Here is a 25,628-nt window from a genome sequence, read left to right as displayed (position 1 = left end):
CTGCGTTTATGCATATCGCCAACTACCGTCGTTGCGTTTTGTTCCGGATTGGCGGAACCCCTTGCCCGGAAGCCTGTTTGGAACAAAAGGAACTCGCGTGGTCCCCAAATCTGAATTTTCTCTTCCATCAGACATTACGCCGATGGAAGCCCGCACCAGCGAAGTGCTGCCCCAGGCCGGCGGGCCTTGGCAGTATGAGCCAAAATGGGACGGGTTTCGCTGCTTGGCTTTCAAGAAGGGCGAGAACATCCGTCTGCTCGCTAAGTCTGGAAAAGATCTCGGCCGCTATTTTCCCGAGATGGTCGCATACCTCAAGGCGGTGCGGGCCGCTGAGTTTGTGATCGATGGGGAGCTGGTGGTGATGATTGACGGCAAACCGGAATTCGATGCGCTGCAAATGCGTTTGCATCCGGCTGAAAGCCGAATCCGCAAACTCTCGCTGTCGACGCCGGCGAAGTTCACTGTGTTCGATATTCTGGCAGATGAGAACGGTGCGTCACTGCTCGATGTGCCACTCCGGCAACGGCGTAGTCTGCTGGAGCAGTTCGTGCAATCGGTTCAGGACGAGGACAAACTGGTTATCTCGCCGGCGACCACCGATCGAGCAAAGGCGCAGACCTGGCTGGACGCTTCGGGACATGGTGCAACGGACGGCGTCGTCGCCAAGCTCCTCGACGCACCCTATAGGCCGGGAGAGCGGACAATGGTAAAGGTCAAACGTATCCGCACTGCCGATTGCGTCGTGGGTGGGTTCCGTTACCGAAGCGGGACCAACCTTGTCGGGTCGCTGTTGCTCGGCTTATACAATACGAATGGCATGCTCGATCATGTGGGGTTTACCTCCATGATATCCGCCTCCGAAGCGCCGGCGCTGACCCGAAAGCTCGAGGCGCGGAAGGGGGAAGGCTTCACGGGTCGTGCACCCGGCCCGAGCCGTTGGGCTACCGGGAAGAGCAGTCAATGGCAGCCTTTGCGACCGGAACTGGTGGTTGAGGTCAAATTCGATCATGTGACGAATGAACGCTTCCGCCATGGTACTCGATTTGTCCGTTGGCGACCCGACAAGTCCCCACAGCAGTGCACATTCGAACAGATCGGGTGAAATGGAAAAAAGAGGCGTGGCAGTCGCTCGGTTCAACAGCCGCACTCCGAGCCGGTCGACGAACCTGTAAAACTCGCAACCGAGCCCTTTTTAATTCTAAGCCCTCAATTGGCGTGACTTGTCCTGTCCCGTTCTCTCGACAATAGACGTCAGGTACAGACCCACTCGCGAATCTTGCACTCCTGCCCCTCACCTCCGCAGAGATTGGTCGCCTTTTCCTCTGCCTTCTGTCGCGTCTCTTCCGAAGCAGCTCCCCAGGGCGAGCTTCCACCAGCTGTGGGTTTGCCTACAGACAAGGCGGCGCAGTGCTCATAAGGAAAGCCGCTGTCGTCATCGTCTTTCCAGTGACGATGATTACGGAATACCGTAACGACCTTGCAGTTCTTTCCATCCGCATTATTGCAGTGTTTGAGGGCAATATCCTCCGCCTCGTCTCGCTTGTCCGCTCCCCAAAAAAAACCGTGTCGATTATCCGTTGTGGAATAGGCGATCGCGCCCCAGATCCCTTTCTCTGCGACCGTCGGCTCCGGAATTGACTCGGGGTCAGGCATATCGGCGGCACGGCTGCCGGGAGAAAGGCCAATGACTATTGAGAGCAGTCCAATCGAAAGGATACGGTTGCCATACATACGAACGCTCCATTGTCTGGGGGTTGCTATGCGAGAACGATACGTCGTTGTCATCCTGCCAAACTCCCCATGGAAACAACGACGCACGAGGTCCCGGAGGAGATCAGCAGAGCTTGACCGGAATCATTTGCCAGATTGTATAAAGGCGTTCCGGACAGCGTTTCAGCGAGTGTGCTTCCCTGTGGCAGGGTTGCGATTACTTCCTTGCAGGGCTTTTGAAACGGTGCCACGCGGACAAAGGTCCCCTCGCAACCGGTGGCCATCGGTGAGGCAACGACAACGCCAGCTGCTTGCTCCTTATACTCAGGCGTGTTGTAGCTCATCCCTGCAACGGCTTGCACGGAATGTGCATCGGGAGAGGTTTTGTTCCATTGGGTGTTGACGGCATAGGTCGAGCCGAAGGTCAGCGCTTGACCGAGCACCGGGAAAAGATTGGCACAGGCGCGGATGCCTGCCTGGCTGATATGTTCCTGGAATGGTGTATCGGCTTTGGCGCTTTGAGGAGCTTGGGACTGGGCAGTCGCTTCAGTAAATAAGAACGCACCAATGTGTGGACTGATTTGAAAAGCCAGTGCCGTCCCGGCCGCCAGAAAAGCACCGATGCTGCAGAATAATGTGATCCGCCGCACGAGCTGTGAACCTGAGCCAGCCTGCGCTTCCGCGTTTATCGTGTCTTGCGAACGGGATAGTATCCGATCATTGATTGATTGCTTGGTCAACTTGCCATTCTTTCGCTATTTGATTGCGGACAGGGCAGCCGCAAGTCCTTTGAATGGGGCATCGATGCTGACGTCTTGTCCCACGCCCATCGAATAAGAAACCCGGGCCGTCGTCTCTTTAACAATCTCTTGGCGCAGGATCGGACCGACAGGCTGATAACCAATACAGACCGACGCGTCGCAAGCCTTGACGTCGACATCCACGTCGCGGTCCATTCCGCCAAGCCTCAACGAAATCTTGCTGCCCGGGCCGATTGCCGGCGGCACTCGCAAGATCATGAAGGGTTTACCGTCAACATTTGCTGCCAGCGACCAGCTGAACACCTGCGCTCCTGTCTCATCGGTAAAGGTCTGGCTGATGTTGCACACTTTGCGTCTGGTCTTCAGGTTCTCGTCACAAATGAGAATCCAGTTCTCAAAGGGTTGGGTGATCCGGCGATACTTGCCCATGGGCACGTCTTGCGGCACCAAAACGTCCGATGGTTTGATTTTATAGCCTCCTGCCGCGGCCTGGTTACCTGTGATGAGCAGGCAAACCAGGACCTTCACTATTGTCGAAGACTTTTCTCGCAGCACTTTGTCAGGCGTCTCAGTTCAGGGTAAGGCTGATGCTGATGCCGGCGCCAACGCCAACATTGCCGCCTGTTGTGGCACCAGACAGATTGGCACGCACGCGTCCGTTCTCGCTGGTGTAGCCCGCACCGAAGGCCAATGCACCTTCGTTGCGCCAGTAACCGCCGCCCATCGAGACACTGAGTTTGCCGGGACGATCGTCATAGCGCAGAGATGCCGCAGCCAAGCCGATCGCAGCCGCCCCTCGGGCCTCACTGCGAACCTCACCGATATCGTTACTGAGCTGACCGAACTTGGAGTCGGCGTAGGCGTTGGCGCTGCTGAGGGTCGTCGCGCCGACCTGGTCGGTATAGGATTTGGAATCTGTCAGTGTCGTGGCCATCCCATCATTCAGCTGCTTGACATTCACTGCATCCGTATTGCTGACACCGGCGGCAACATTGCTGATCAGAACCGGCGCGCCGGGATCACCGCCCTGGAGCGTGATTGTGTTCGACTTCGTGCCATCTGGTTTGTCGGACCGCCGAGTCTCCAAGATTACCAATGCCGGTCGTGAGCGCTTCGATCGACTGGTTCGTTGCGTAGAGCTGGCTGCCATTGATGGCATCGGTCGACGTTGCAGTTATCTGGCCCGCAGCCACATTGGTGATTGTACGCTCCGCACCGGCACTGCCGACACTCACTGTCGAAGTAGGATTGGTACCGGCAAAGTTATAAGTCGTCCCGTTTATAGTGGTGCTGGTCGTTGCGACCGCGCTCGACGTGGTCGAACCGGCACCCAGTGCCACATCCCCGGCCTGTGCGGTGGCCTGCGCTCCCGCTCCAAGCGCAACGTTGGTTGCAAAGGTAGTCGAAGCCCCGGCACCGAGTGCCATCGACTGGATGCCGTTCGCCTGAGCATTGGTACCAAGAGCCACCGAGTCTGCGAAACTGACCGCTGCGTTCTGGCCGATGGCGATGCCGCCCGGAGCAGTTTGCTGGACGAGTGCACCGTTGCCGATGCCGATGCCATTGTCGCCGTTGACGACTGTCGATGGGCCTACTGCCACAGAATCGGTTCCAACCGCGAGCGAATCCGCCAGGATGGAGTTGGCGTGGAAGTACCTCGTCGTCGTGGTCGCGAACGAGCTGAGCGCGCCGGTAAGTTGGCGAATGGTAACGGCATCGCTATCCTCGGTGCCATCGGCCACATTGGTGATCTGGCGATAACCGGTGGCGTTTCCGACCGAGACGGCACCAAGTAAGGTAAGATCGGTGGTATTGAAGGGGATAAAGGTTCCAATCGTGCCCGTCGCCGGTGCGAGGGCACGGTCCGATATCGACCCTGCGCCGATCGCTACGCCGCCGAGCACGGTTGCCTGGGTGTTATAACCCAAGGCAAGAGACTCTGCTGCGGTGGACGATGCGGCAACGCCTGCCGCCAATGAGTTGATTCCGGTCGCGCCATCATTGGCATAGTTTGCCTGCTGAGTGCCCCCGTCATTGTAGCTGTAATAGTGCGTAAGCTGACCCGACACGGCGTCGATCGACTGGATTGTCGCAAAGAGCTGTGATCCGTTGATCGCGTCGGTCGACCCTCCGTTGACCTGGCCCGCGGCCACGTTGGTAACGGTACGTTCAGCGCCGACCGCACCAACACTGACGGTCGAAGTCGGATTTGTACCGGCGAAAGTATAGTTGACGCCATTGATCGTGGTCCCGGGGGTGGCGACCGCAACTGCGGTCTGACTACCGGAGCCAAGCGCCACATCATTCGCATTGGTCGCGGTGGCGCCATTACCGACTGATACCGAGCCAGCGCCCGTTGCGGTGGATACCGGGCCGATTGCTACAGAATCTGCCCCCGTCGCGGTGGAATCTGCGAGCGTCGAGTTGGCGTGGAAATATTTGATGCCACCGCCATCGTTGATATTGTTGATCGTCGCACCAAGACTGTCGACAGCGCTGTTGGTGGCGAAGAGCTGCGACCCGTTGATCGCATCGGTCGACGTCGCACTGATCCGGCCCGCCGCCAGGTTGGTGATGGTGCGTTCAGCACCGGCCGCACCGATGCTGACCGTGGAGATCGGAGTGGTTCCTTCAAAGGCGTAGGTCGTGCCGTTGATTACTGCGCTGGGCGTGCCGATAGCCACCGAGGTGACCGAGCCCGAGCCCAGAGCGACATCGTCGGCATTGTTCGCCACTGCTGTATCGCCGAAGGCGACCGCGCCCGCGGCGCCCGCGCGGCTGAAGTTGCCGAGCGCCACGGAGCCCTGGCCGATCGCAACATTGTTGTTGCCGATGGCGACCACGCCGTTGGCCGCATTGGCGGCGGTGGCGCTCGCCGTGCCGTCGGCATTGGCGATGTTATTCGCGCCGCCGGTGAAGGCGCCGGTGCCGCTGGCGTAGCTTGGATCGCCGATCGCGACCGCGCCGTCGCCATAGGCGACGTTTCCCGCGCCGATGGCGACCGCCTTGCCGCCTGTCGCAAACGCACCGGTGCCGATGGCGACGGCGTCGGCGGTGTCAGCAAAAGACTGCAGGCCAACCGCGATGGCGTTGGTCCCAGTCGCCCCGCTTTCGCGCCCCATCGCAATGGCATCGTTCCCGGACGCCGTCACGTCCGTGCCGATGCCGATAGCGCTCTGACCACTGGCGCTTGTCGCAAAACTGGACGAGCCGACATAGACCGAGTTTATCCCGGACGCCCTCGTCCCGGCGCCGACAGCGACGGCATTCAGGGCGCTGGTTCTGGCGCCGTTGCCGAGTGCGGTGCTGCCGGCTGCACTGGCACCGGAGTTGACGCCGACCGCAATGGCGCTGGCTGCCGTCGCCTGGCTTGCGCGTCCGACGGCAAGTGCGTCGTTCGCGGACGCCGTCACATCCGTGCCTATGGCGATGGCGCTTTGCCCAAGAGCACCCGCTCCCGGTGCAGTGCGCGAGCCGAGAGAGACGGAGTTGATCCCCGATGCGATCGTCTGGAAGCCGATAGCTACGGCATTCTGATTGCTTGCGGCGGCATTGTTACCTTGGGCAATCGAGTCCACCCCCGAGGAGTTTGCCTGGAATCCCAATGCTGCGGAACGCAGCCCGCTGGCAATGGATCCCCAGCCGCCGGCGAAGCTCGAGCCGCCGCTGGCTGTGGTGCCGGTACCGACGGCGGTGGAGTTCCCGCCCGACGCCGTGGAGAAGGTTCCCAAGGCGTTGCTGCCGGCTGCGATGGCACTGGCGTTGACGCCGAGCGCGACCGAATTGACGTTGTTTGAGATCGTGCCGCTGCCGATTGCCACGGCGCCGCCTGGGCCTGTCGCTGACGCAGTCCGGCCGAGAGCCACCGAGTATTGGGCCGACGAAACGGACTGGAAGCCGATCGCTATGGCCCAGACGTTGGTGGCGCTCGCGCCGTTTCCTATCGCCATGGATTCGCTGACTGTCGCCGAACCGCCGCCAGCCTGATATTGCGCCAATGCCGGCGTCGCTATGCCCCCGAAGGCGATCACGCCCAATGCTGCCGCCAGCATCCTGCCGCCGCCCAGCATGCCAAGCCCCAGACCTTTGCGGCGCATGCCGAGCACACGATGCGCCCTGCGCAAGGCCGCCATCAGACGCCGGCGCAGGGAGCGGTTGTCTTCGAGTGCCCCTGGCACCCAATTTGCCGTGAAGCGGGCGATCTGACGGAAAGCAGTCACACTTGGCAAATGCGTCATTTGGCAGTCCCTTTCAAATCGGTCACGGCTGGTTCTTCTCTGAAACCGCCATTCATTTCCGGTGCAGAGTATTTGGTCTGAATTGCGGCGGTGCCGTCGGCACCAACGTATCGAATGAAAAGCGTGCGCCCATCCTTGCGGCCGATCGCCTCGATGGGATCGAGAGCGCTCGTATACCAGTCGTCCCCGTCGCCGGGTGTCGCCAGCAGCGCTTGCGCCACCCGGTCGGACGGCATCACACGAACAAGATAGTTTCGGATCGCTTCGAGATGCTGTTCTGGCGGCTCGTCTTCGTAGAAAGGAGTCGTCAGGCCGAACACATAGGTTGCGAGCAGCAGATCGCATCGGGGATCGGGCAACGCCATCTGTTGGCGCTTCTCCAGCGATACCAAGACGGCGCTTATTCTTTGATTAAGTTCATCGACAAGGGATTGGGATAGATCGGACATGGTCGGCTTCCGATTGCCTGGCCGGCTGATTCCGGTGCGAAGGTTTCGGGTTATGCCGTCTTGGGCCATCGGCCATAAACGTTTACGGAATGTCCCGAATTGAGTTTCCACCAGTGACAAGATATGTCGCACTCCGCTTCGCAATGCAGGATTGACAACACAATTTTTGACAAAAATATATCACGAAATTGCCCAACTTTACAGGATCGCGCTTTTTACAATATGATTTAGGCCAATAAAAAAGATATGTTTACTTCATTTTTTGAAATATTATTCTCGCCTCTGCGTATTGTTGGCTTAAATGAACATCTATCGAAATTGATGATCAAGTATTGGCAGGTGGTATAGCTGCCTGGCTTGGATTGCGCTGGCCAAGGCTCAACCAACAAAATAGATTGTCGCCATTAGCTGGCAGATCTGATCTTGCCTGGGGTTAACTGCTTGAAACGTTTCATTGTATTTGTCAGATGACTTTGGCTCGAAAACCCGGTTTGAAATGCAATATCTGAAATTGGAAGCTTTGTTTCAATGAGCTGCTTTTCGGCCATTTTCAGGCGCAGATTTACAAGATACTGGTGTGGCGGCATGCCAAACGTCAGCGTGAATGCCCGAATAAAATGACTGGGAGACATGCGGGAGATTCGAGCAAGATCGTTGATCGACAGGTTCTCGGACATGTTTTCATTCATATACTCCACTGTCCGCTTCGACGTTTGTCCCGACAGCCGTCGGGACGCGGTAGCCTTCAAGTGCAGTTTGGCGTTCGAATAGTGTCTCAGAAGATGGAATACCAAACACCGTAAGAAGGGCATCGAGATACAATGGATTACTAGTGGAGGCAGAGACTTCGCTGGCCATAGCTTTTGCGAGCCGCAGCGCCCGCAGATCGATGTGCCCGAATTTTGGCGGCCGCAGTTCCCAGCTGGCTCCTTCGAGTTCGGATGACGCAAGGTCCGAATAGGCAGTCGCGCCAAAGGCAATTGCTGCATTCCTTTTCGTCGTTGACCATTTCAGCGTCCGGTCGACATTGGATGGATTGACAACCAGCATTCCGACGGCAGCGTCGAACGTTTGCAAACGATCGTTTGCAAAGGCCGCTTCCATATTGGGTGACGGCGCCAGAATTACCGTAGCGAATTCCGCATTGGTATGAAATGTCAGCGAGCCGGGAGGCCGGGAAACATCAATTACGCCTCCCATCGGCGTTTCCAATCTCGGCCCGACTTTGTTCGGAATCGCGGACAGCATCCCTGCTTCGCAGTTCAAGTCCAACTCCACAAGGTTGTGATTATGCGGACCATTCATCGCACAAAGCCATTCATTTCCAGCGTGTCCATAAAACACGCCTTATTGAGAGAATAAATGCCCCTCTCCAGATCACAACATATGCGCGTCAAAGACGTGACGACTCCCGTTGCACCAAGGCAACAATAATAGACCAGCAACCTCATCGATTGTGACAACGACCATGTTCAGAATTGGACATCAGGGCGCAGCTATCGCAGCGCAATCAAATACCAACGGTTGATTGATACTCCGAGCAGCCAGCGATTGTTCAGCGTGCCCATCACACAGTACTTATGTAAATCGAAAGATGCAAATGACAGCACATTCCTATTTTTTGATGATCATTCAGTTTGCTGAGGTGGATGGGGTCAATGTTAGCCTCAAAAATAATACAATAACATCAAAGAGATAGTGGGGAATCTGCCGGAAAATGGCGAATGCCGATCAAGGGGAAACCCCTATTGTCAATGAGTCTTTCTGATTAGAAACAACAATAAAAGTAACTTTGTGCAACCAGGGTCAAAATCTGCAAAATGGCCCGGTCGGAAGTGTCTGGATCGATCTAACCGAGCCGACCTACGGCATTCATGGAATGCCTGATCCCGAGCTTATCAACAAGTCGGGTCGCATGGCTGTGTTCGACTGACGAACTGAGCTAGTTGTGAGCTTTCAATAGGTTGTCCATCCGGTCCAAACCGGGGAGACTGAGGTTGTCGAAGCTTCAGTGACTCTTGGAGGACCGGATGAACATCCACAAGAATGCCCGTCTTACGCGGTATGGTCGAGAGCGAATTGTGAGCCAGGTCGAGGGCGGGCAGACGCCGCAGGCCGTTGCCGAAGCCGCAGGCGTGTGCCCGCGGACGGTGCGCAAATGGGTCGATCGGTATCGCCGCGAGGGCTTGAGCGGACTGGAGGATCGTTCGTCGCGACCACATCGCTTGCGCCGGCCGACCCCTGAAGCCATTGTCGGGACGATTGAGCGGTTACGCCGCCAGCGTTGGACAGGCAAGCAGATCGCTGCCGAGGTCGGCGTCTCGCCGGCAACTGTCAGCCGTGTTCTGCGCCGGTTGGGCCTCAACAAACTGAGCGCCCTGGATCCCGAACCCGTGCGCCGCTATGAACGGGAACATCCGGGCGAACTCATTCATCTCGACATTAAGAAGCTTGGCCGTATTGGCTCGGTGGGACACCGCATCACCGGACGGCAAACGGGCGTTGTCAACCGCCATCTGGGCATCGGCTGGGAGTTCGTCCACGTCTGCATTGATGACGCTTCGCGGGTCGCTTTTGTGCAGGTCATGCCAGATGAGCGCAAAGAGAGCGCCGTTGCCTTCCTGGAGGCTGCCGTCGCCTACTATGCGAAGCTGGGTATCTGTATCGAGCGCGTGATGACCGACAACGGGTCATGCTACCGGTCAAAGGCTTTCCGCACAGCCTGCAAACGTCTGGGCTTGCGTCAAGTCTTCACAAGACCATACACGCCTAAGACCAATGGTAAGGCCGAACGCTTCATTCAGACGAGCCTACGCGAATGGGCTTACGCTCGTGCTTACAACAACTCTCAAGAACGCACGGAGGAGCTGCCGCACTGGCTTCATCGCTACAATTGGCACAGGCCGCACGGCAGTTTAGGATCAAAACCACCTATCAGCCGTCTCGGCCTGGATCGGGACAACCTGTTGAGGTTCCACAGCTAGCTAACGGAATTGACCGCCGTATTTCGATCAAGTTCCACACGCTATGCGATTTCGGACCACATACCCTTGAGGATGCTGAAAACACGCATTCGGATTGAACCAGAGGGCTGCAACTCCTCTGTAATCGCGCCATAAACCAATTGATGCGTGCCGCAGTGATGCTCCTCCCGGCTCGGGGCTATTTGCATTGCACCGCGCTTCACCGTCCTGCTTCCCTCTGCACACGTCTTCTCTTACAATACTTCCCGGCAGGTGAAATCCTGAACAACTGGCCGCCTTTCCATGCAGATGCGAAGGCCAAGGCCGAGGGTGAATGGACGCTTGTCAAAAGATACCGATGGCAACGACGGTGGGTCTGTGAAGGCGAACCGCTCCATGCCGCGGGGAACGTTGCAACAGATCCATCAGACCAGTTATGGATGGAGTTCTCATGAAGAAGACTGTCGTCAGGGTTGTCTGTGCCATCGGCCAAACGGGGCAGCTCGGCCTCAAAGGCGGCCTTCCATGGGAAGGCGACCGGTCGCCGGAGTTCGTGGCTGACGTTGCACGGTTTTTCGACCTCACGAGAGGACACGTCTTGCTCGCTGGCCCCAAGACGATTGCGAGCGTTCCGGATTTTGCTCGCACGGATCGGGAACTTGTCGTCATTCGCTCCAGCATGGATCCCGAGGAAACTCTCAGGCGCTTTGCTGGCCGTGTCGTTTTCATCGGTGGCGGCCCACCGGTCTGGGACGCCTATGCACGCTTCGTCAGCCACTGGGATGTCACGCGGCTGCCCTATGACGGGCCGGCTGATCGCTGGTTCGATGCAAGATGGCTTACAGGGGGTGGCGAAGTTGCCGTAAATCACCGCGACCAACACAGATAGGGACGATCAGGGACAGTTTTCACTTGATCGTTGCGGACACGGAGCAGCCCTTGAGAGGGCTCGACTTCCCTGCTATCGCTTCAAGGCACGACGACTTCATCGATATACTAAAAACGGCCGTCGAAAAGGAGTGCCACCCCATGGATGCTGCCACGCTGCGCGCCATTCAGGCGCCGATCAAGGAGCGTTACAAAACCGACCCGAAGGACGCATATATCACGCTAAAGGCGCACGGCACGCTCGATGACCAAAATATCGCCTGCAAAGTGGAGACTGGACGCCTTCTTGCTGTCGCGGGCCTGCATCCCGCGACTGGGGGGACCGGCCTGGAACTATGCTCCGGTGACATGCTGCTCGAAGCACTCGTTGCCTGCGCGGGCGTGACCATGAAGGCAGTGGCGACGGCGCTGGAGATTCCGCTTCAATCCGCTGCCGTCTCGGCCGAAGGTGATCTCGATTTCCGCGGTACCCTCGGCGTTGCCAAGGACGCTGCAGTTGGCTTTGCCCAAATTCGCCTAATCTTCGACGTTGAAACGGAAGCACCGCAAGACAAGCTCGACCAGCTCCTCAAGCTCACCGAACGCTACTGCGTGGTGTACCAGACCATTCGCAACAGACCGCCCGTAGAGGTGATGCTGCGGCGTTCATGACGCTCTTGTTCGAAAGGGGGCGGGTCGATCGCTTGCGCCCAGTGGTTTTCACTGGATGAAGCGCACCGGAAAATCATAGCCGGCCAGCACCCGCTGCTTGATCGCCTTCAGAACGTGCTTGGCCCCGGACTGATTAGCCCGCCTTCCACGCCTTCCCTTCCGCATCCAGCGCAGCGAATTCTTGGTTGGAAAGTTCGATTGCCGCGGCTGCGATGTTTTCCGCGAGATGCGCCGCCCTGGATGTACCCGGGATGGGCAGCATCACCGGGCTGCGCTTCAAGACCCAGGCCAGCGCGATCTGGCTTGGACCGGCCGAGTGAGCTGAGGCCATCTTGTCGAGAAGAGATCCAGGCTTTGCCAGATCGCCCGCTGCGAGCGGGAACCACGGAATGAAACCGATGTTGTTTTCGCCGCAATAGTCGAGCACGTCCTCGCTGGTTCGATCGACAAGGTTGTAGCGGTTTTGCACCGTGGCCACTTTGAAATGTTTTGATGCGGCCTTGATGTCGGCAACCGATACCTCGCTCAGGCCCGCATGACGGATTACACCATCATCAAGAAGCTTCTTTACCGCCGAAAACTGCTCGTCTCTCGGCACGTTCGCGTCGATCCGGTGCAATTGCCAGAGACCGATCTGTTCGACACCAAGCCGGCGGCAGCTGGCATAGGCCTGCTGAATCAAATATTCCGGTCGACCGAGCGGCGTCTACAGGTTTGGGCCCGTGCGTGCGAGCCCAGCTTTCGTTGCGATCAACATATCGCCATAGGGATGCAACGCTTCCCTGATCAACTCTTCGGAGACATTAGGACCGTAGGAATCGGCAGTATCGATGAAATTCACGCCGAATTCGGGAAGGCGCTCCAACGTGTGGATCGCTTCGGCACGATCGGTCGGTTCGCCCCATATCCCCGGACCAGTAATGCGCATGGCGCCGAAACCGAGGCGATTGATCTCGATGTCTCCGCCAATTTTGAATGTGCCCGAAAGCGCTGCATTGGATTTGGACATGCCCCGTCCCTTCGCTGATCGCCCGATAAGTGTGCTACATTAAACTCTGCAGCCATTCATTCGACAAATCACTGAAGATTTACTTTGCCATCAATCGTGGCTCTGGCTGGAACAAAATCTTCGGCGGTTCATTTTCTTTTCGCCTGATAGCAGCACCGTGCAATCAGATCAGTCGGTCCAAATGGAGAACTTTCATGCATCTCACCTATCATGTCCATGCCCATGACGGCGGTTGGGCCTACAAGCTCGGAGACGTCTGGTCCGAGAAGTTTCCCTCCCATGACGCTGCGTTGAGAGCTGCCAGGGAGGCAGCCAAACGCCAGCAAATTGGTGGCGAGGATGCCCAGATCAGCTATGAAACCTCAGATGGCACATGGCATCAGGAATCGGTCAGGGGAAGTGACCGGCCTGAAGTCGATGTCGAGGATGACGCCAAAACTTGATGGAGCAAAGGCTGTGAGCAAATATGTTCTCATCGGATCGAAAGGTTGCGGGTCGGTTGTCATCGAATTGGCAATGCTCAAAGCCGGCGCTGAATTCGAACTCGAAGAGATCCCCTATCTCGAGCCGGGCCCCGATCGCGACCGTTTGCTGGAATTGAATCCGCTCGGACAGGTTCCGACGCTGATCATGCCGGATGGCGATGTCATGACCGAAAGCGCAGCGATTATCCTTCATCTGGCCGACGCATTTCCTGATGCAAAACTTGCGCCTGCAACCAGCGACCGGCAACGGCCGGCATTCCTCCGCTGGCTCATTTACATCGTCAGCGAAATCTACCCCACGTCGACATTCAGCGATGACCCTGCCCGCTGGCAACTACCGAAAGATGCACAGGACGGTTACAAGCGGACTGTCGATCGATATCGCAAAACATTGTGGGGACACGTGGAAGATGTCGCCGATACACCCTGTTTTCTCGGCAATAATTTCAGCGCTATCGACCTTTATATCGCGGTCATGCGCAACTGGCGGCCAGGAAGGAAAGAATTCTCGCAATCTTTTCCAAAACTCACCGACATCGCCGACAATATAGCCAACGACCCGATGTTCTCGGCCGTTCTGAAGCGCAACTTCGATACGTGACCTAGAATCTCTTCACCGGATAATCGACAAATATGCGAGCCTCTTTGGCCGCTTCGATGAACGCCGAGCGGCATTCAGTAACTGTTACCTTACCATCCAGCGCATCAAGACATTTCTGCCTTGCCGCCTTCAGTTTGACGCCGTCATGAATTGGCCAGTCCATCAACAGAACTTCGGCAGCCTCCGGGGCAGACGCGATGTTCCGGGACTTTCCGGCAGGCTGGATTTCGATGGTCACAGAGGGAAACGGTGTGGTCATAGCGCAACCTAACGTTTCAATGTGACAGTTGTTCCATGACGATTTTTGCTCTCTGAAAGTCACGGGGACACATCGTGCTGCAACAAAACCGGCGCCGCTACGTTCCGTATGGAATAGACCTGTACAACGGAGCTAACCATGGAACCGCTAAAAATTTTTCGCCTTCTGCCTATTGCCGACGAAGCTGATCCGCGCTGGGATAATGCGGATAATCAGGGCGAGGTCATCGTTCGCGCTCGATCTGCCGCCGATGCCCGAGTCGTCGCCGCGGAAGCCGAAGACGATTTCCTTGATATGGACGTGGCGCCTGCCGATGGGGATACGACAAGAACATTTAGCGCATTTCGAGACGACAAACTTTATACCGTCGTAGAAGACACGACAGACCGGCATCCCGCCATCGGAGCGCGCGCGGTTGTTGAAGGAAACATCCGGCCTGTGATCCTGTCGACGCGTCAGGCGGATCGATGAACAATGATCATCGGTTCTCGCTTTTCACAAGGCCCGCAGCCCCGTCCTGACTTGGTTTCTGCACGAGCCAGTCTAGCGTTCGACAATGAGATCGCTGAGCGGTCTGGAACAGCACGGCAGGAAGAAGCCAGCGTCAATCTCTCTTTGCCTGATCCCTCCATCGTGTTTCATGTCGACGGATCCGCTCACGAGCTTGGACTTGCAGGTCCCGCAGATACCGCTGGCACACGATGATGGAATTCTGACGCCGGATTTTTTGGCGCAGGAGAGAACCGTCTGATCCGCGCGGACGTCGATATACTTGCCCTGTTTCGAAAACTGCACACTGAACGATTTTGTTTCGACAGCCTCGAAGGCCGGCGCTGGAGCTTCGATGACAACGCCGTCGAAGCTTTCTTCAAGGTAGTTGGATTCGGGAACACCCAGTTCGACGCTGATCTTTCTCGCGGCCGCCATGAATGGTGCGGGTCCGCAGCACATGACGACGCGGTCGGAGATATCGGGTGCGGCCAGTGCAAGGAACTCCTTGGAGATACGGCCGGAAATACCCGGCCAACCTCGTTCGGTTCCGATGTCTTCGGGAAGCAGCAGAAGTCTGAACCCTTTGACGCGTCGGGCGATGTTTGCAGCCTCTTCGCGGAAGATAAGGTCTTTTGGATTTCTGCCCGCATGTAGAAAGATGACATCGGTCGACTCGGCCGTGTCGGCAAGCTCCCGCGCCATCGACATGAACGGCGTGATTCCTGAGCCACCTGACAGGAAAAGGTATTTCTTCGCCGCTGGCCGGATAAAACGGCCGAGTGGCCCCGACGCGCGAACGGCCATGTTCGGTATCAAATTGTCATGCAGCCAGTTCGACACTCTACCTCCCGGAACGCGCTTCACCGTGACTGTAATGGCGTTCTTGCGCAGTGGAGAAGAAGAGACGCTGTAGCAGCGCCCGTCGTCTTCGTTGTCGAGACCGAGCTCGAATTTGAAATACTGGCCGGCGCTGAACTCGAATTGTTTCCGCTCGGGCGAGACGAACGTGAAACTTTTCACGTCATGCGTTTCGTCATGAACGTCGATGCAAAGGAGTTCGCCGTCGGTCTCCGGGTCACAGTATCCGCCGCTTGCTCGGCCCACGGCATTGAGAAGGAGATCAGTAGCCATGGGCGCGCATCCGTTCAATGTACCAGGTCGCAAAGTCGTCGAGCGCGACTTCGGTGAACCTGGAATAAGGGCCAGGCTCATAGCCGGGGTCCTGAACGCCCGCCTGGGCGCGAGCAACGAGCTCTGCGTCCTGATTGGTGGTCTCGGTCCATACGTGGGCAAGTTTGGCAAGATCGTAGTCGACGCCCTCGATCGCGTCCTTGTGAACCAGCCATTTCGTCCGGATTAACGTCGTGTCGGCAGAGAGCGGGATTGCGATGGAGACCACGGCATGGTCGCCCATGAAGTGACACCAGCTGCTGTGCCCCCAAAGATGCGTGTCGCCGAGATCCTTGCGGGTCATTGTTCCAAGAAGCTTCTGCGAGGCGGCGGTCGAGTCCTCCGTCTGGGACTCGCCCGCCCCGGCGATAATCAGGCGCTGGGTGCGGAAATTGGTTTCACAGTTTCTCACCTGTTCGACCGTAGACGATGGAAATCCGTCTGTCTCCCAGCCTTTCGTACGCTCGCTGTACATGGCGAAGTGCGCTTCAGCCTCTTCCCGGTCCTCCGGGCTGAGGCTGTCGGGATCATATCCGAAGTCAAGATCGACGAACGAAACACACAATTCCGGGTGGTTGGCCGAGCAGTGATAGCACTCCCGGTTGTTCTCCATGGTGAGCTTCCAGTTGCCCTTCTCGATGACGTCCAGCTGGTGTGCGACCTTGGCGTTGCGGATATCATAGGGCGCGAGTCGCGGCTCCATGACTTCCTCCAGCCGTTTAATGTCTTGCGGAGGATTGTCGGAAAGACAAACATAGATCAGGCCGCCGATCGACTTGAAGTTGACCGGCTTCAGGCTCCTGCAACTCTTGTCAAAGTTTTTCCCCATGTGCGGGGCATAACTGAGTTCACCCGAAAGCTCGTAGGTCCATTGGTGGTAGGGGCACACCAGCTTGGAAATGACTGTTGACCCCGCGTCCAGCAGTCGCGCGCCGCGATGGCGGCAAACATTGCGGACCACCCGGATGTCGTTTTCGTCGTCCCTCAGCAGGATCAGGCTCGTCGATCCGATGTCGATGACCACGGCGTCGCCGGCTTCCGGAACATCGCACTCGAGACCAACATGAATCCAGTGCCTGGAAAAGAACACATCGAGGTCCGCCTGGAAGACGTCGTCGCGCGTATAAAGTCCAGCAGGAAGAGAGTGCCCGTCGATACGCGCATCGAGCAAAGAGGAGATCGGCGATGGGAACGTATTGAGCATAATGTTTCCTTATGGATCAAGCCTCCTTAGAATCGCACCGACTCGCAATAATTCAACCGCACAAATGTGCGCCATTGACATTACCTGAAGTAATGGGAAACTCTGGCGCGGCTCAGCCAAGTCGGGGTGAACTGTGAAAAACTTGAGGAAACAGCTGCCACCATTGACGGCACTTACCGTATTCGAAGCGGCGTCGAGGTTGTCGAGCTTTACGAGGGCCGCCCAGGAACTCGGCGTCACCCAGGCTGCGGTCAGCCGCCAGATACACCTTCTCGAGAAGGACTTTGGCTTTCCCCTTTTTATGCGTCTGCACCGCAAGGTGGTTTTGACGGACAAGGGCAAGGCGCTTTCGGCGGCCACCAGTGACGCCTTCAAACTCATCGCGGAAGCTGTCACCGACCTTCGCAAGGACGCACCCGGCGACGAGCTGACCATTTCTGCGACAGTTGCATTCTCGCATTTCTGGTTGATGCCCAGAATTTCAGAATTTTCGCGCCAGTATCCCTACATCAACCTCCGCATCCTCTCTCAGGACAGTATGCCAAACCTCCACTTGGGCGAGGCGGATGTCGCGATCAGGTTCGGCAATGGCATGTGGCCGGATGCTCATGCGGAATTGCTGTTCGAGGACGAAGTCTTCCCGGTCTGCAGCCCAAAATATATCGGCGCAGACGGGCGCATCAAGACCCCGGCGGACCTGACCTCGTATTCCCTCATTTCCAATGAAACCGACGATCCAACATGGACAGGCTGGAATGAGTGGCTCTCGTCATTTTCCATCGTGGTTCCCAAGAAGACGCTGGGATTGCGCTGCAGCTTTTACACCGAAGCGATCTATGCCGCGCTCAACGGTCAGGGGATCGCGCTGGGCTGGACACATCTCGTGGAAGACTTGTTGCAGCAGGGAAGACTGGTGCGCCTGACTGACGCCGCGATCAAACCCAGAGGGGCTTATTTCGTCGTGGTCCCGACACGGCAACGGAGCGAGGAAACTGCGAACCTCTTCGTCAAATGGCTGCAGATAGTATTACAGGAACCGGGGCCACAAGCGCTCCAGAGAGAATGAACGGATCCACTCAATCGAAATCGAGACTTCAGACGCCAATTGATTGGGGTCATTCATCGTCATTTCAATGGGCCCTCAGGGTTTGGTCATACAGACTTGGTCCGAGGCTTGAGCAGGATGACAAAAAGCACGCCGACGACTATGAGCGCAGCGCCTTCGAGATGATAGGTTTGCAGGCGCTCGCCAAGGATAAAATAGGCGAGTATGGCGACAAATATCGTTTGGATGTAAAGAAGCACGCCCGCCCGACCTGCCCCCAACGCTTCTACGCTCCAATTGAAGAGGTAGTACATCAGCGCTCCGCCGGGGACCGCCACATAGGCCAAGGCTAACAGGCCATTGCTGTCGAGGGCCGAGCGTTCGTCGGAAGCAAGTTCCCAGAGATAGAAGGGGAGCGCTGTCAGCGCTGCAGCCCCAAGTAAAAGGACCAGAAGCGGAAGACGCTCTGAATCGAATTTCGCGCGGCGGAGCAGAACAGCATAGAGGCCGAAGCAGAAAGCGCCAGCGACGAGCCACAACTCGCCGGGATTGACGTCGAGACGCATCAGCACCGCCGGGCTGCCTTTGACAATGATGACCACGATCCCGGCGAAGGCAACGATCGATCCGATTACCTGCCACCTTCCCATTGGCTCACCCAGGATAAAACGGGCCAATATCATGGTTATGATCGGGATTAGCGCCATGATGATGCCGGCCGTGGTGGCGTCGGCGTTTTCGAGCCCCATAAAGACCATGCCCTGACAGATCGCGAGCCCGATGCCGCCGACGAGAATGAGCTCCAGCGGGCGCGCCCGCGCGAGCGTAGCCATGGAGCCGAAATGACTGTGCACAATCGGCAGCAGGATCGCCCACGCAATAAGGACGCGCCAGAAACACAACGCCCATGGCGGCATTTCGGGAGAGACCCATTTCGCGGAGATATAGACACCCGCCGACAGCAGCCAGCACAGCACGGCTACGGAGTAGCCAACGGCAAGCGAATTGCCCGTCGCCCGCTCCGTCTCGCCGCCGCTGTTGTGGACTGCCAAGAGACTTATCGCCATCGCTCATCTATGCCACAATTTCGTAGACCTGCACAGATGGCGGTGCCAGCACTCGCCCCTTCGACTGACCGTTTCGCTGGTTCCCGCAGGAGCTCTCAAGTCGCGAGGTGTCTGTTGATGAACGCGCCGGCCGACGCGATCGCTTCTCGCCCCGAAGTCAGCCGCGCCGCCCATAGATGCCAAGCGTGGATCATGTGTGGCCAGATCTCCAGGTTCGTTGCTATATCGACCGCTCCAAGCCTGCGGGCGATCCGCACCGCATCGTCAAGGAGTGTCTCGGCCGAGCCAACCTGGATGAGGATCGGCGGGAGCCCTGCAAGATCGGCATGGAGCGGCGAAACAAGCGGCTCGCGAGCGCTGGTCCGACCAAGATATGCGCCCGCAAGCTCTTCGAGATAGTCGCGGTGAATCAGCGGATCGATGGCGGCCTTCTCGTCCATGCTCGCGCCGGCCATTTCGAGATCGACCCATGGCGACACCAACCAGGCACAACCGGGCAGCGGTCTGCCAGCGTCGCGCAGACGTATCATGGTCGCGAGCGTCAGCCCGCCGCCAGCACTGTCACCGCCGATGGCAAGCGAGGCCGAGGGAACGCCTTGAGCGAGCAGGAACTCAAACGCGGCAAGCGCATCGTCGAGGGCAGCCGGAAACGGATTCTCGGGCGCGAGCCGGTAACCGAGCGCAAGCGTGCGCACGCCCGCAGCGCGACCCGTCTCGGCCACCATCCTGCGATGGCTTTGGATCGATCCGGAGCAATAGCCACCGCCGTGAAAAAACAGCAGCGTCTTGGTACTGTCGCTTCCCGTCGCCAGCGACCATTCAGCCTCAATCGTACCGACCATTTGATGCTTGAACTGGATATCGGGCGCGATTGGATCGTCGGCCGCTACGAGATCGAGGCGTTGGCGACGCTCGGCAAGGCTCGCGGGTCGCGGATGGGATTGCAGCAGGGCCCTGACCGCATCGATCTCGTGTTCATCCATTGTCGCTATCCCCCCAGCGTTTTTGAAGATGTTCAGAAACGATCGCCTTCCCGATGATCGCTCTGGGAAGGCAATGGAGAAGATATCACAGACAACGCGCAGCCGGGATTGCCGGTATTAAGTTAGTATTTTGACGGAACGTAGAGTTCGGGCGGCAATACCTTACGCTCATAGTCCGGATTGAACACGCGATCAGGCAAGGTGATCTCTTCGTGGGGCACGGGCTCATAGGGAACCTGTGAAAGAAGGTGCGCAATGCAGTTGAGACGGGCGCGCTTCTTGTCATTACCCTCGACGATATACCAGGGCGCTTCGGGTATATTCGTACGGGCGAAGGTTTCCTCCTTGGCTTTGGTGTAGCCTTCCCAGCGCACGCGCGATTGCAGATCCATGGGAGAGAGTTTCCACTGCTTCAACGGGTCATGAATGCGCATGAGGAAGCGCAACTGCTGCTCCTCGTCGGTTATCGAGAACCAGTACTTGATAACCCTGATGCCGGAGCGGACAAGCATGCGTTCGAATTCCGGCACATCGTGGAAGAACTGCTGAACCTCGTCTTCCGTTGCGAATCCCATCACGCGTTCGACGCCTGAACGATTGTACCAGGATCGGTCGAACAGTACGATTTCGCCACCGGCGGGCAAATGAGGCACGTAACGCTGGAAATACCACTGGGATTTTTCCCGGTCTGAAGGAGCTGGAAGCGCTACGACGCGCGCAGTGCGCGGGTTGAGCCGCTGGGTAATGCGCTTGATGACACCTCCCTTGCCTGCAGAGTCGCGTCCCTCGAAAACGACGACGACCTTCTCTTTGTGATAGGCGACCCAGTCTTGCAGTTTGATCAACTCCGCCTGCAACGCAAGCAAGGCACGAAAATACTCCATACGCGGGATGGTTGGCGGATGAGTCTTGCGGTAGATCTTGCGAATCTCTTCGGACAGCGCAGGCTCGGAAAGTTCGAGCTCATAATCCTCATCGAGTGTATCGGCGAGTTCAGCCTCAAGCCAATCCTGGTTTGCCGCTTCGTGCTTTTGGTCGTTCATTTCAGCCCTCCGAATTCATTCGCATCACGCCGCCAGCATGCATCATGCAGCTCTGCGGTCACTTATGCCATAACTCCGTGAACCAAATTTGAAGTTGTATTTTGACCGCATGGCTCTTTTATATGCGCTCGGTCGCCGCCCTAAAGGCAAGGATAATTTCTCCGTATTATCAATGATGCAAAAGACTGCGGTAGGTCATCGTTCGTTATGGTCCCTGGCGATAATGCGTTCCGGGCCGGCTGCTACCAGGTCAGATGGGCTTTCAGCAGCGCCTTGCGTCCTTCGCCATAGGAACAAACGTAAACGCCCTGACAGCCCGATACATAATCCTCGTCGAACAGGTTGGTGACGTTCAGATCAACGCCCCAATTGTTCTTCTTGTAGCCGAGTTTCAGGTCGACCAATGCCACATCGGGAACCTTCAACGTATTCAATTGGTCGGCATAGCTCGAGCCGACGTAGCGGACACCACCACCGAGGGACAGGCCTTCAAGCCTACCATCAAGGAAGCTATATTGGGCAAAGAGCGACGCCTGCACTTCGGGGATCAAATAAGGCTGCTTGCCGATCAGTGCCGCGTCGGCATCGTCCTTCACTTTCAAGTCGAGCGCAGTAAAGGCGGCTGTCAGCCTCCAGGCTTCGGTGATGTTCGCTTGCGCCTCGATTTCGAAGCCACGGGAATTGACTTCGCCGACCTGGAATTGCGCGTTGAACGGCCCGGTCAGCACGTTCTGCTTTGTCAGATCGAACAGCGAAGCGGTGATCAGACCGTCGAAGCTCGTCGGCTGGTACTTTATGCCGACTTCGTATTGCTGGCCGGTTTCGGGCTTCAGAAAGGCAAGATTACTGTCGACCCCAATTTCCGGACTGAAGAACGTCGCGACGCTCGCGTAGGGCGTGATCCCGTTGTCGAACTCGTAGCCAATGCCAGCCCTTCCGCTGACCTGACCATCATGACCGTCATATTCAGGCGTGCCTTTTGCATCCGTCGTCACATAATCGTAGCGGCCATTCAAAGTGACAAGCCAGCCATCGCCAAAGCGCAGCTGGTCCTGCGTATAGACGCCGATCTGATGACGCTTGACGACCTGGTCGATGTAAGGAGCAAACATTGGACCTTGAGGTTCACCATAAACCGGATCAACTGCACTAATAGGGGTTGACCCGCCGGTCGCCTGAATCTGGTCAATGTCGAAGAACTTGTATTCCGCGCCAAACAGCAGCGTGTGCTCGATCGGGCCCGTCGCTACCTGGCCTTCGAGCTGGTTGTCGACGACGAACGTATTGACCGTCGTATCGTGCATGAAATTGATGCGCGAGAGATCGTAATTGCCGTCGATGGGCTGCGCGGAAAAAGCATCGTATCCAAACGGATATAGATTGTGTTCGCGCACGCCACTGTAACCGTAGCGAAGATTCTGCCGCACCGTCCAGTCATTGTCGAAAGTGTGTTCCAGTTCGTAGCCGATAGAGGCTTGCTCGCGGTTATAGTCGTCGATCGACGGTTCCGTGAAATTCGCTTTGCGATCGATTTTGCCAAAGGGCGCGTCGACCACAGTTCCATAATAGGGCAGGAAGCTACCACCATCATGGGTAAGATCCAGATGCGTGTAATTGGCGAGAATCGTAAACTTCGTGGCGTCATCCGGCTTCCAGGTGATGCTGGGCGAAATCACACCAAGGAAATCCTTTGAAAAATCGGTGTAGTTGTCACCGCCCGATATTTTACCGTTGATGCGATAGTCGACCACCTCGGAAGCCTTGTCGCCAATGTCGAAACCAAGGTAGCCGTTGCCATAGCTGTTGATCCCGGTTTCGACGTAACGCAGACGTTCGCCGGTCGGACGCTTGCTGATGTAGTTGACAATGCCTCCGGGATTGCTGCCGCCGTAAAGCACGGCAGCAGGTCCCTTCAGAACATCGATGCGCTCAATACCGAATGAATCGATAAAGAAGCCGCCGAATCCGAAGCCGAAATTCTGCAATCCATCGAGATACGTTCCCTTCTGCGTCGCATCGAAGCCGCGGATGTAGATCCAGTTTGTATCATTGTCGACGCCGAAGGGCTGCGCAAATACGCCAGAGGTATAGCGCAGCGCCTCGTCGATCTTCTGCACGCCCTGGTCATCCATCTGTTGCCTGCCGACAACCGATACAGCCTGCGGAATTTCCGTAATCGGGGTATTTGTCTTGGAACCGGTTGCAGAGCGCTTGGCCACATAGCCATCAATCGGACCGGTTGCCGAACCATCAGAACTTCCCCCCTCGATGACGATCGGGTCCAGCTGGATGGAGGCATCTTGCGCACGCGTTTCAGTTGCCCATAGCATTACGGACGCCGCCGTCCCGCCAAGCAGCGTACCAAATGCCAACCGATAAACACCACGCATGATAATCCCCTCGCAGATAAGTCCAAAAAGGCCAACAACGCGGCGAGCCGTAACCGCTAGCAAGGCCAGAATATAAGTTGAGTACATATATCAACTTTAATTTTTGGGATTGATTGTTCCTGTCGTCTTTTGAACTTTTTTGGGCCGTTCTTGTGAGGAATTCAGTTGGCGAGGTTGTCTGGCGTTACAACTGCCGATCCCGCTGCCAGACGGCAGGCGTCACCCCCACGACCCGCTTGAATACGCGCGTGAAATGTGCCTGATCCGAAAAACCCGCAGCGGCAGCTACGCGTGTCAGCGATGATCCGGGCTTTTCCAACAGCGTCTGAACTTTTCTGATGCGGGCGCGTATCTGCCATTGATGCGGGGCAATGCCTGTCGAGGCCTTGAAAGCGTGGCTGAAGTAGGACTGCGAAAGGCTCGTCAATTCCGCCAGTTCATGGAGGCGGATGCTTCGCATGCAATTGTCTTCGATATAGCTTGTGACAGTCCGCAACTGTCGCGGCGAAAGCTGGCTGCGTTGCCGTTTCTTGCCTTGCTGAATATGAAAGAGCGCGACAAAAAGGGCCGTGGTCAGCCCATCGCCGTAGAGTTCGTGCAGCGGTTCATCGTTAAGACATTCATCGGCAATCAGGTTGGCGAGCTTTGCGACCTGCTCATCGAAAAACATCAGCCGGGGTAGCTTCAATCTTTCACCGATACGATCATCTGCAAAGCGGCGTTCAAAACTCGTGATATCAAAGTGCATATCGAGATGACGCAGATACTGGATATCGTGAACCCGCCCCCATACTGGCAAGCCGGCAGGTATATAGCTCATCGGGTAAGGCACGCTGCTCCGGATCGAACCCTTTGCATGGGTGTTGAGCCCCACGCCGAAGCTGCCATCTCCTGACTTGTCGAGCGTCACGAATAGACGCGGATCCTCCGACACATATTCTCCAGCTGCATCCGGAGCGCAATTGACGGACCAGACATCGGCAACAACGCCCTGCCACGAGCGCCAGCGAAGGTCCCCGATGACGGAGACCCCTTCTACCCGGCTCTTCATCCGCGGATGAAATGTCATCTCTAGCCTCTTTGCCTGCCTTCAATCCAGCATGCTTCTATCCAGCCTTTTTCTCTCGCTCTTTTCGGGCATTGTCGCCATCAAACCCGCGGCGCCAGTACGCCACAACAAGGTGTTTTTCCCGTTCAAGCTTCCGCTCGTTCCGCAAGTAGCCGCGAATATCCTTGAACGCTGCAAATTCGCAGCCCGCCCAGGCGAACACGCGTTGCCCGTCAGTCGGGAACGGCACCGTTTCGACAGCATCCTGCAACAGCGTCGTCGTGCCTGCTTCCAGGCCATTGCGATGCAGCCAGACAAGGTCAACATTGGCCGCAGAGGCCAGAAGCTGCTCGTCGAGCGGATTGTCCACTTCGATACGCACGACCGCCGTTGCAAGCGTTGGAAGCCGCGCCAGTATGCGCCCGATTGCCGGAAGTGCAGTTTCATCTCCGGCCAGCAAATACCAATCCGCCTCAGGCACATCGCCGCCGCCCGGCCCTGTCATACCCACCAGATCGCCTTTGCGGGCATTCAGGGCCCAACCTGAACCCGGCGTTGCTTCCCCTTCGTGAATGACGATGTCGATATCCACTTTGCCGGCGTCCGCGTCGATATTGCGGATCGTGTAGACGCGGGAGACCAGCTTGTGCTCGCCCTCAGGCCATACCGGGCGCCCGTCTTCCCCCGTTACTGGCCATTGTGGTCGTTCAACGCCCTTTGGCGGAAACAGCAAATGGACATGCAGTCCTCCGCGCGCAAAACGCGCCAGCCTCTCTCCCTGAAGTGTCACACGGCGCATGTGCGGGGATATATTCGTAGCGCTGACAAAGCGCATCTCGCGGAAAAATGGCGGGTGCCCGCCCGCAGCGCAGTCGCCCACCCAGACGATCCTGGGCTTTTCCTCACTCGCCAGCTCAAGCATCTGGTTGGCGATGGCATATTTCATATAGGCAAGACCAGTTTCATCCTCGCCCTCCGTGCGAAGCGAAAGGCTGTCATTATCCGCCTCGATCATTGCCGTGCCGAACGGGAGAGTAATGCGCCCTTTGCGTGCGGCAAGCGAGACATCGCCATGCTCGGAGAAGTAATCCGTCAGCCGCTCAAGATAGTGATCCGGTGTTGACACAATCACGCGCGCGGTCGCACTCAAGCGGATTTCCGGCATCTCAAAC

Annotated in this window: 23 protein-coding genes and 3 pseudogenes; 9 read left to right on the top strand and 17 right to left on the bottom strand. The window is 57.2% G+C overall.

The features are described from left to right. Positions 1-142: 142 nt before the first annotated feature. A complete protein-coding gene (locus N8E88_RS20350) occupies positions 143-1,102 on the top strand; it encodes an ATP-dependent DNA ligase (RefSeq protein ID WP_262295550.1) in 960 nt (319 codons plus the stop codon). Positions 1,103-1,251: 149 nt separating this feature from the next. Here N8E88_RS20350 and N8E88_RS20345 read toward each other — a convergent pair whose 3' ends face one another. The 7 genes and pseudogenes from N8E88_RS20345 to N8E88_RS20315 all read right to left on the bottom strand — a co-directional run bounded on the left by N8E88_RS20345 (position 1,252) and on the right by N8E88_RS20315 (position 8,358). Further along, a complete protein-coding gene (locus N8E88_RS20345) occupies positions 1,252-1,731 on the bottom strand; it encodes a DUF4189 domain-containing protein (protein ID WP_410010668.1) in 480 nt (159 codons plus the stop codon). A 50-nt stretch (positions 1,732-1,781) separates the two neighbouring features. Further along, positions 1,782-2,450, bottom strand: coding sequence for a hypothetical protein (locus N8E88_RS20340; protein ID WP_262295242.1), 669 nt, complete (start codon positions 2,448-2,450; stop codon positions 1,782-1,784). Between the two features lie 15 nt (positions 2,451-2,465). Then, positions 2,466-2,918 (bottom strand): invasion associated locus B family protein, encoded by a 453-nt coding sequence (locus N8E88_RS20335; RefSeq protein ID WP_262295241.1) that lies wholly within the window; start codon positions 2,916-2,918, stop codon positions 2,466-2,468. A 121-nt stretch (positions 2,919-3,039) separates the two neighbouring features. After that, positions 3,040-6,709, bottom strand: a pseudogene (locus N8E88_RS20330) (YadA-like family protein). Beyond that, the gene (locus N8E88_RS20325; protein ID WP_262295240.1) at positions 6,706-7,158 is read right to left on the bottom strand and encodes a hypothetical protein; all 453 of its coding nucleotides are present in this window, start codon (positions 7,156-7,158) and stop codon (positions 6,706-6,708) included. The pseudogene N8E88_RS20330 and the gene N8E88_RS20325 overlap by 4 nt, the downstream one beginning before the upstream one ends. 404 nt (positions 7,159-7,562) lie before the next feature. Then, entirely contained in the window at positions 7,563-7,835 is a 273-nt protein-coding gene (locus N8E88_RS20320) for a helix-turn-helix domain-containing protein (protein ID WP_262295239.1), read from the bottom strand. A gap of 4 nt (positions 7,836-7,839) precedes the next feature. Next, a complete protein-coding gene (locus tag N8E88_RS20315) occupies positions 7,840-8,358 on the bottom strand; it encodes a hypothetical protein (RefSeq protein ID WP_262295238.1) in 519 nt (172 codons plus the stop codon). 619 nt (positions 8,359-8,977) lie between these two features. Between N8E88_RS20315 and N8E88_RS20310 the strand changes: the two are divergent. The 4 genes and pseudogenes from N8E88_RS20310 to N8E88_RS20295 all read left to right on the top strand — a co-directional run. Further along, positions 8,978-9,099, top strand: a pseudogene (locus N8E88_RS20310) (L,D-transpeptidase); the annotation flags it as partial. An 89-nt stretch (positions 9,100-9,188) separates the two neighbouring features. Further along, on the top strand, positions 9,189-10,142 hold the full coding sequence (locus tag N8E88_RS20305) for an IS481 family transposase (protein ID WP_262291788.1): 954 nt from the start codon (positions 9,189-9,191) through the stop codon (positions 10,140-10,142). 430 nt (positions 10,143-10,572) lie between these two features. Next, positions 10,573-11,010, top strand: a complete 438-nt coding sequence (locus tag N8E88_RS20300; protein WP_262295237.1) for a dihydrofolate reductase family protein — start codon at positions 10,573-10,575, stop codon at positions 11,008-11,010. A 140-nt stretch (positions 11,011-11,150) separates the two neighbouring features. Beyond that, a complete protein-coding gene (locus tag N8E88_RS20295; RefSeq protein ID WP_262295236.1) occupies positions 11,151-11,660 on the top strand; it encodes an OsmC family protein in 510 nt (169 codons plus the stop codon). Between the two features lie 133 nt (positions 11,661-11,793). Here N8E88_RS20295 and N8E88_RS20290 read toward each other — a convergent pair. After that, positions 11,794-12,669 (bottom strand): annotated as a pseudogene (locus N8E88_RS20290) (aldo/keto reductase). Between the two features lie 194 nt (positions 12,670-12,863). Between N8E88_RS20290 and N8E88_RS20285 the strand changes: the two are divergent. Both N8E88_RS20285 and N8E88_RS20280 read left to right on the top strand, forming a co-directional pair. After that, positions 12,864-13,112, top strand: coding sequence for a DUF2188 domain-containing protein (locus N8E88_RS20285; protein WP_112523979.1), 249 nt, complete (start codon positions 12,864-12,866; stop codon positions 13,110-13,112). Between the two features lie 13 nt (positions 13,113-13,125). Beyond that, on the top strand, positions 13,126-13,755 hold the full coding sequence (locus N8E88_RS20280; protein WP_262295235.1) for a glutathione S-transferase family protein: 630 nt from the start codon (positions 13,126-13,128) through the stop codon (positions 13,753-13,755). A 1-nt stretch (position 13,756) separates the two neighbouring features. On the opposite strand, the gene N8E88_RS20275 is transcribed toward N8E88_RS20280, so the two are convergent. Beyond that, positions 13,757-14,014: a DUF982 domain-containing protein gene (locus tag N8E88_RS20275; protein WP_262295234.1), complete on the bottom strand. Its 258-nt coding sequence runs from the start codon at positions 14,012-14,014 to the stop codon at positions 13,757-13,759. 138 nt (positions 14,015-14,152) lie between these two features. Here N8E88_RS20275 and N8E88_RS20270 point away from each other — a divergent pair, with 138 nt between their 5' ends. Continuing rightward, positions 14,153-14,485 (top strand): hypothetical protein, encoded by a 333-nt coding sequence (locus N8E88_RS20270; RefSeq protein WP_262295233.1) that lies wholly within the window; start codon positions 14,153-14,155, stop codon positions 14,483-14,485. Between the two features lie 72 nt (positions 14,486-14,557). On the opposite strand, the gene N8E88_RS20265 is transcribed toward N8E88_RS20270, so the two are convergent. Together N8E88_RS20265 and N8E88_RS20260 are read right to left on the bottom strand one after the other, a co-directional pair. Next, on the bottom strand, positions 14,558-15,637 hold the full coding sequence (locus tag N8E88_RS20265; RefSeq protein WP_262295232.1) for an FAD-binding oxidoreductase: 1,080 nt from the start codon (positions 15,635-15,637) through the stop codon (positions 14,558-14,560). Continuing rightward, on the bottom strand, positions 15,627-16,880 hold the full coding sequence (locus N8E88_RS20260; protein WP_262295231.1) for an aromatic ring-hydroxylating oxygenase subunit alpha: 1,254 nt from the start codon (positions 16,878-16,880) through the stop codon (positions 15,627-15,629). The genes N8E88_RS20265 and N8E88_RS20260 overlap by 11 nt, the downstream gene beginning before the upstream one ends. A gap of 163 nt (positions 16,881-17,043) precedes the next feature. Between N8E88_RS20260 and N8E88_RS20255 the strand changes: the two genes are divergently transcribed. Continuing rightward, positions 17,044-17,946 carry a LysR substrate-binding domain-containing protein gene (locus N8E88_RS20255; protein ID WP_262295230.1) on the top strand — a complete coding sequence of 301 codons (903 nt, stop codon included), beginning with the start codon at positions 17,044-17,046 and terminating at the stop codon, positions 17,944-17,946. An 86-nt stretch (positions 17,947-18,032) separates the two neighbouring features. On the opposite strand, the gene N8E88_RS20250 is transcribed toward N8E88_RS20255, so the two are convergent. From N8E88_RS20250 to N8E88_RS20225, 6 genes are all read right to left on the bottom strand, one after another. Next, positions 18,033-18,992, bottom strand: a complete 960-nt coding sequence (locus N8E88_RS20250; protein WP_262295229.1) for a DMT family transporter — start codon at positions 18,990-18,992, stop codon at positions 18,033-18,035. Positions 18,993-19,087: 95 nt separating this feature from the next. After that, entirely contained in the window at positions 19,088-19,975 is an 888-nt protein-coding gene (locus N8E88_RS20245; RefSeq protein ID WP_262295228.1) for an alpha/beta hydrolase, read from the bottom strand. Between the two features lie 122 nt (positions 19,976-20,097). Next, positions 20,098-21,018 carry a polyphosphate kinase 2 gene (gene ppk2 / locus N8E88_RS20240; RefSeq protein ID WP_262295227.1) on the bottom strand — a complete coding sequence of 307 codons (921 nt, stop codon included), beginning with the start codon at positions 21,016-21,018 and terminating at the stop codon, positions 20,098-20,100. A 242-nt stretch (positions 21,019-21,260) separates the two neighbouring features. Further along, complete coding sequence (locus tag N8E88_RS20235) at positions 21,261-23,408, bottom strand: TonB-dependent siderophore receptor (protein ID WP_410010667.1); 2,148 nt, start codon at positions 23,406-23,408, stop codon at positions 21,261-21,263. 184 nt (positions 23,409-23,592) lie between these two features. After that, entirely contained in the window at positions 23,593-24,477 is an 885-nt protein-coding gene (locus N8E88_RS20230; RefSeq protein WP_262295226.1) for a helix-turn-helix domain-containing protein, read from the bottom strand. Between the two features lie 37 nt (positions 24,478-24,514). Then, positions 24,515-25,621 carry a siderophore-interacting protein gene (locus N8E88_RS20225; protein WP_262295225.1) on the bottom strand — a complete coding sequence of 369 codons (1,107 nt, stop codon included), beginning with the start codon at positions 25,619-25,621 and terminating at the stop codon, positions 24,515-24,517. Between the last annotated feature and the right edge of the window lie 7 nt (positions 25,622-25,628).

It is taken from the genome of Phyllobacterium zundukense (assembly GCF_025452195.1).
Lineage (GTDB): Bacteria > Pseudomonadota > Alphaproteobacteria > Rhizobiales > Rhizobiaceae > Phyllobacterium > Phyllobacterium zundukense_A.
This window is presented reverse-complemented; position numbering and strand designations above follow the sequence as displayed.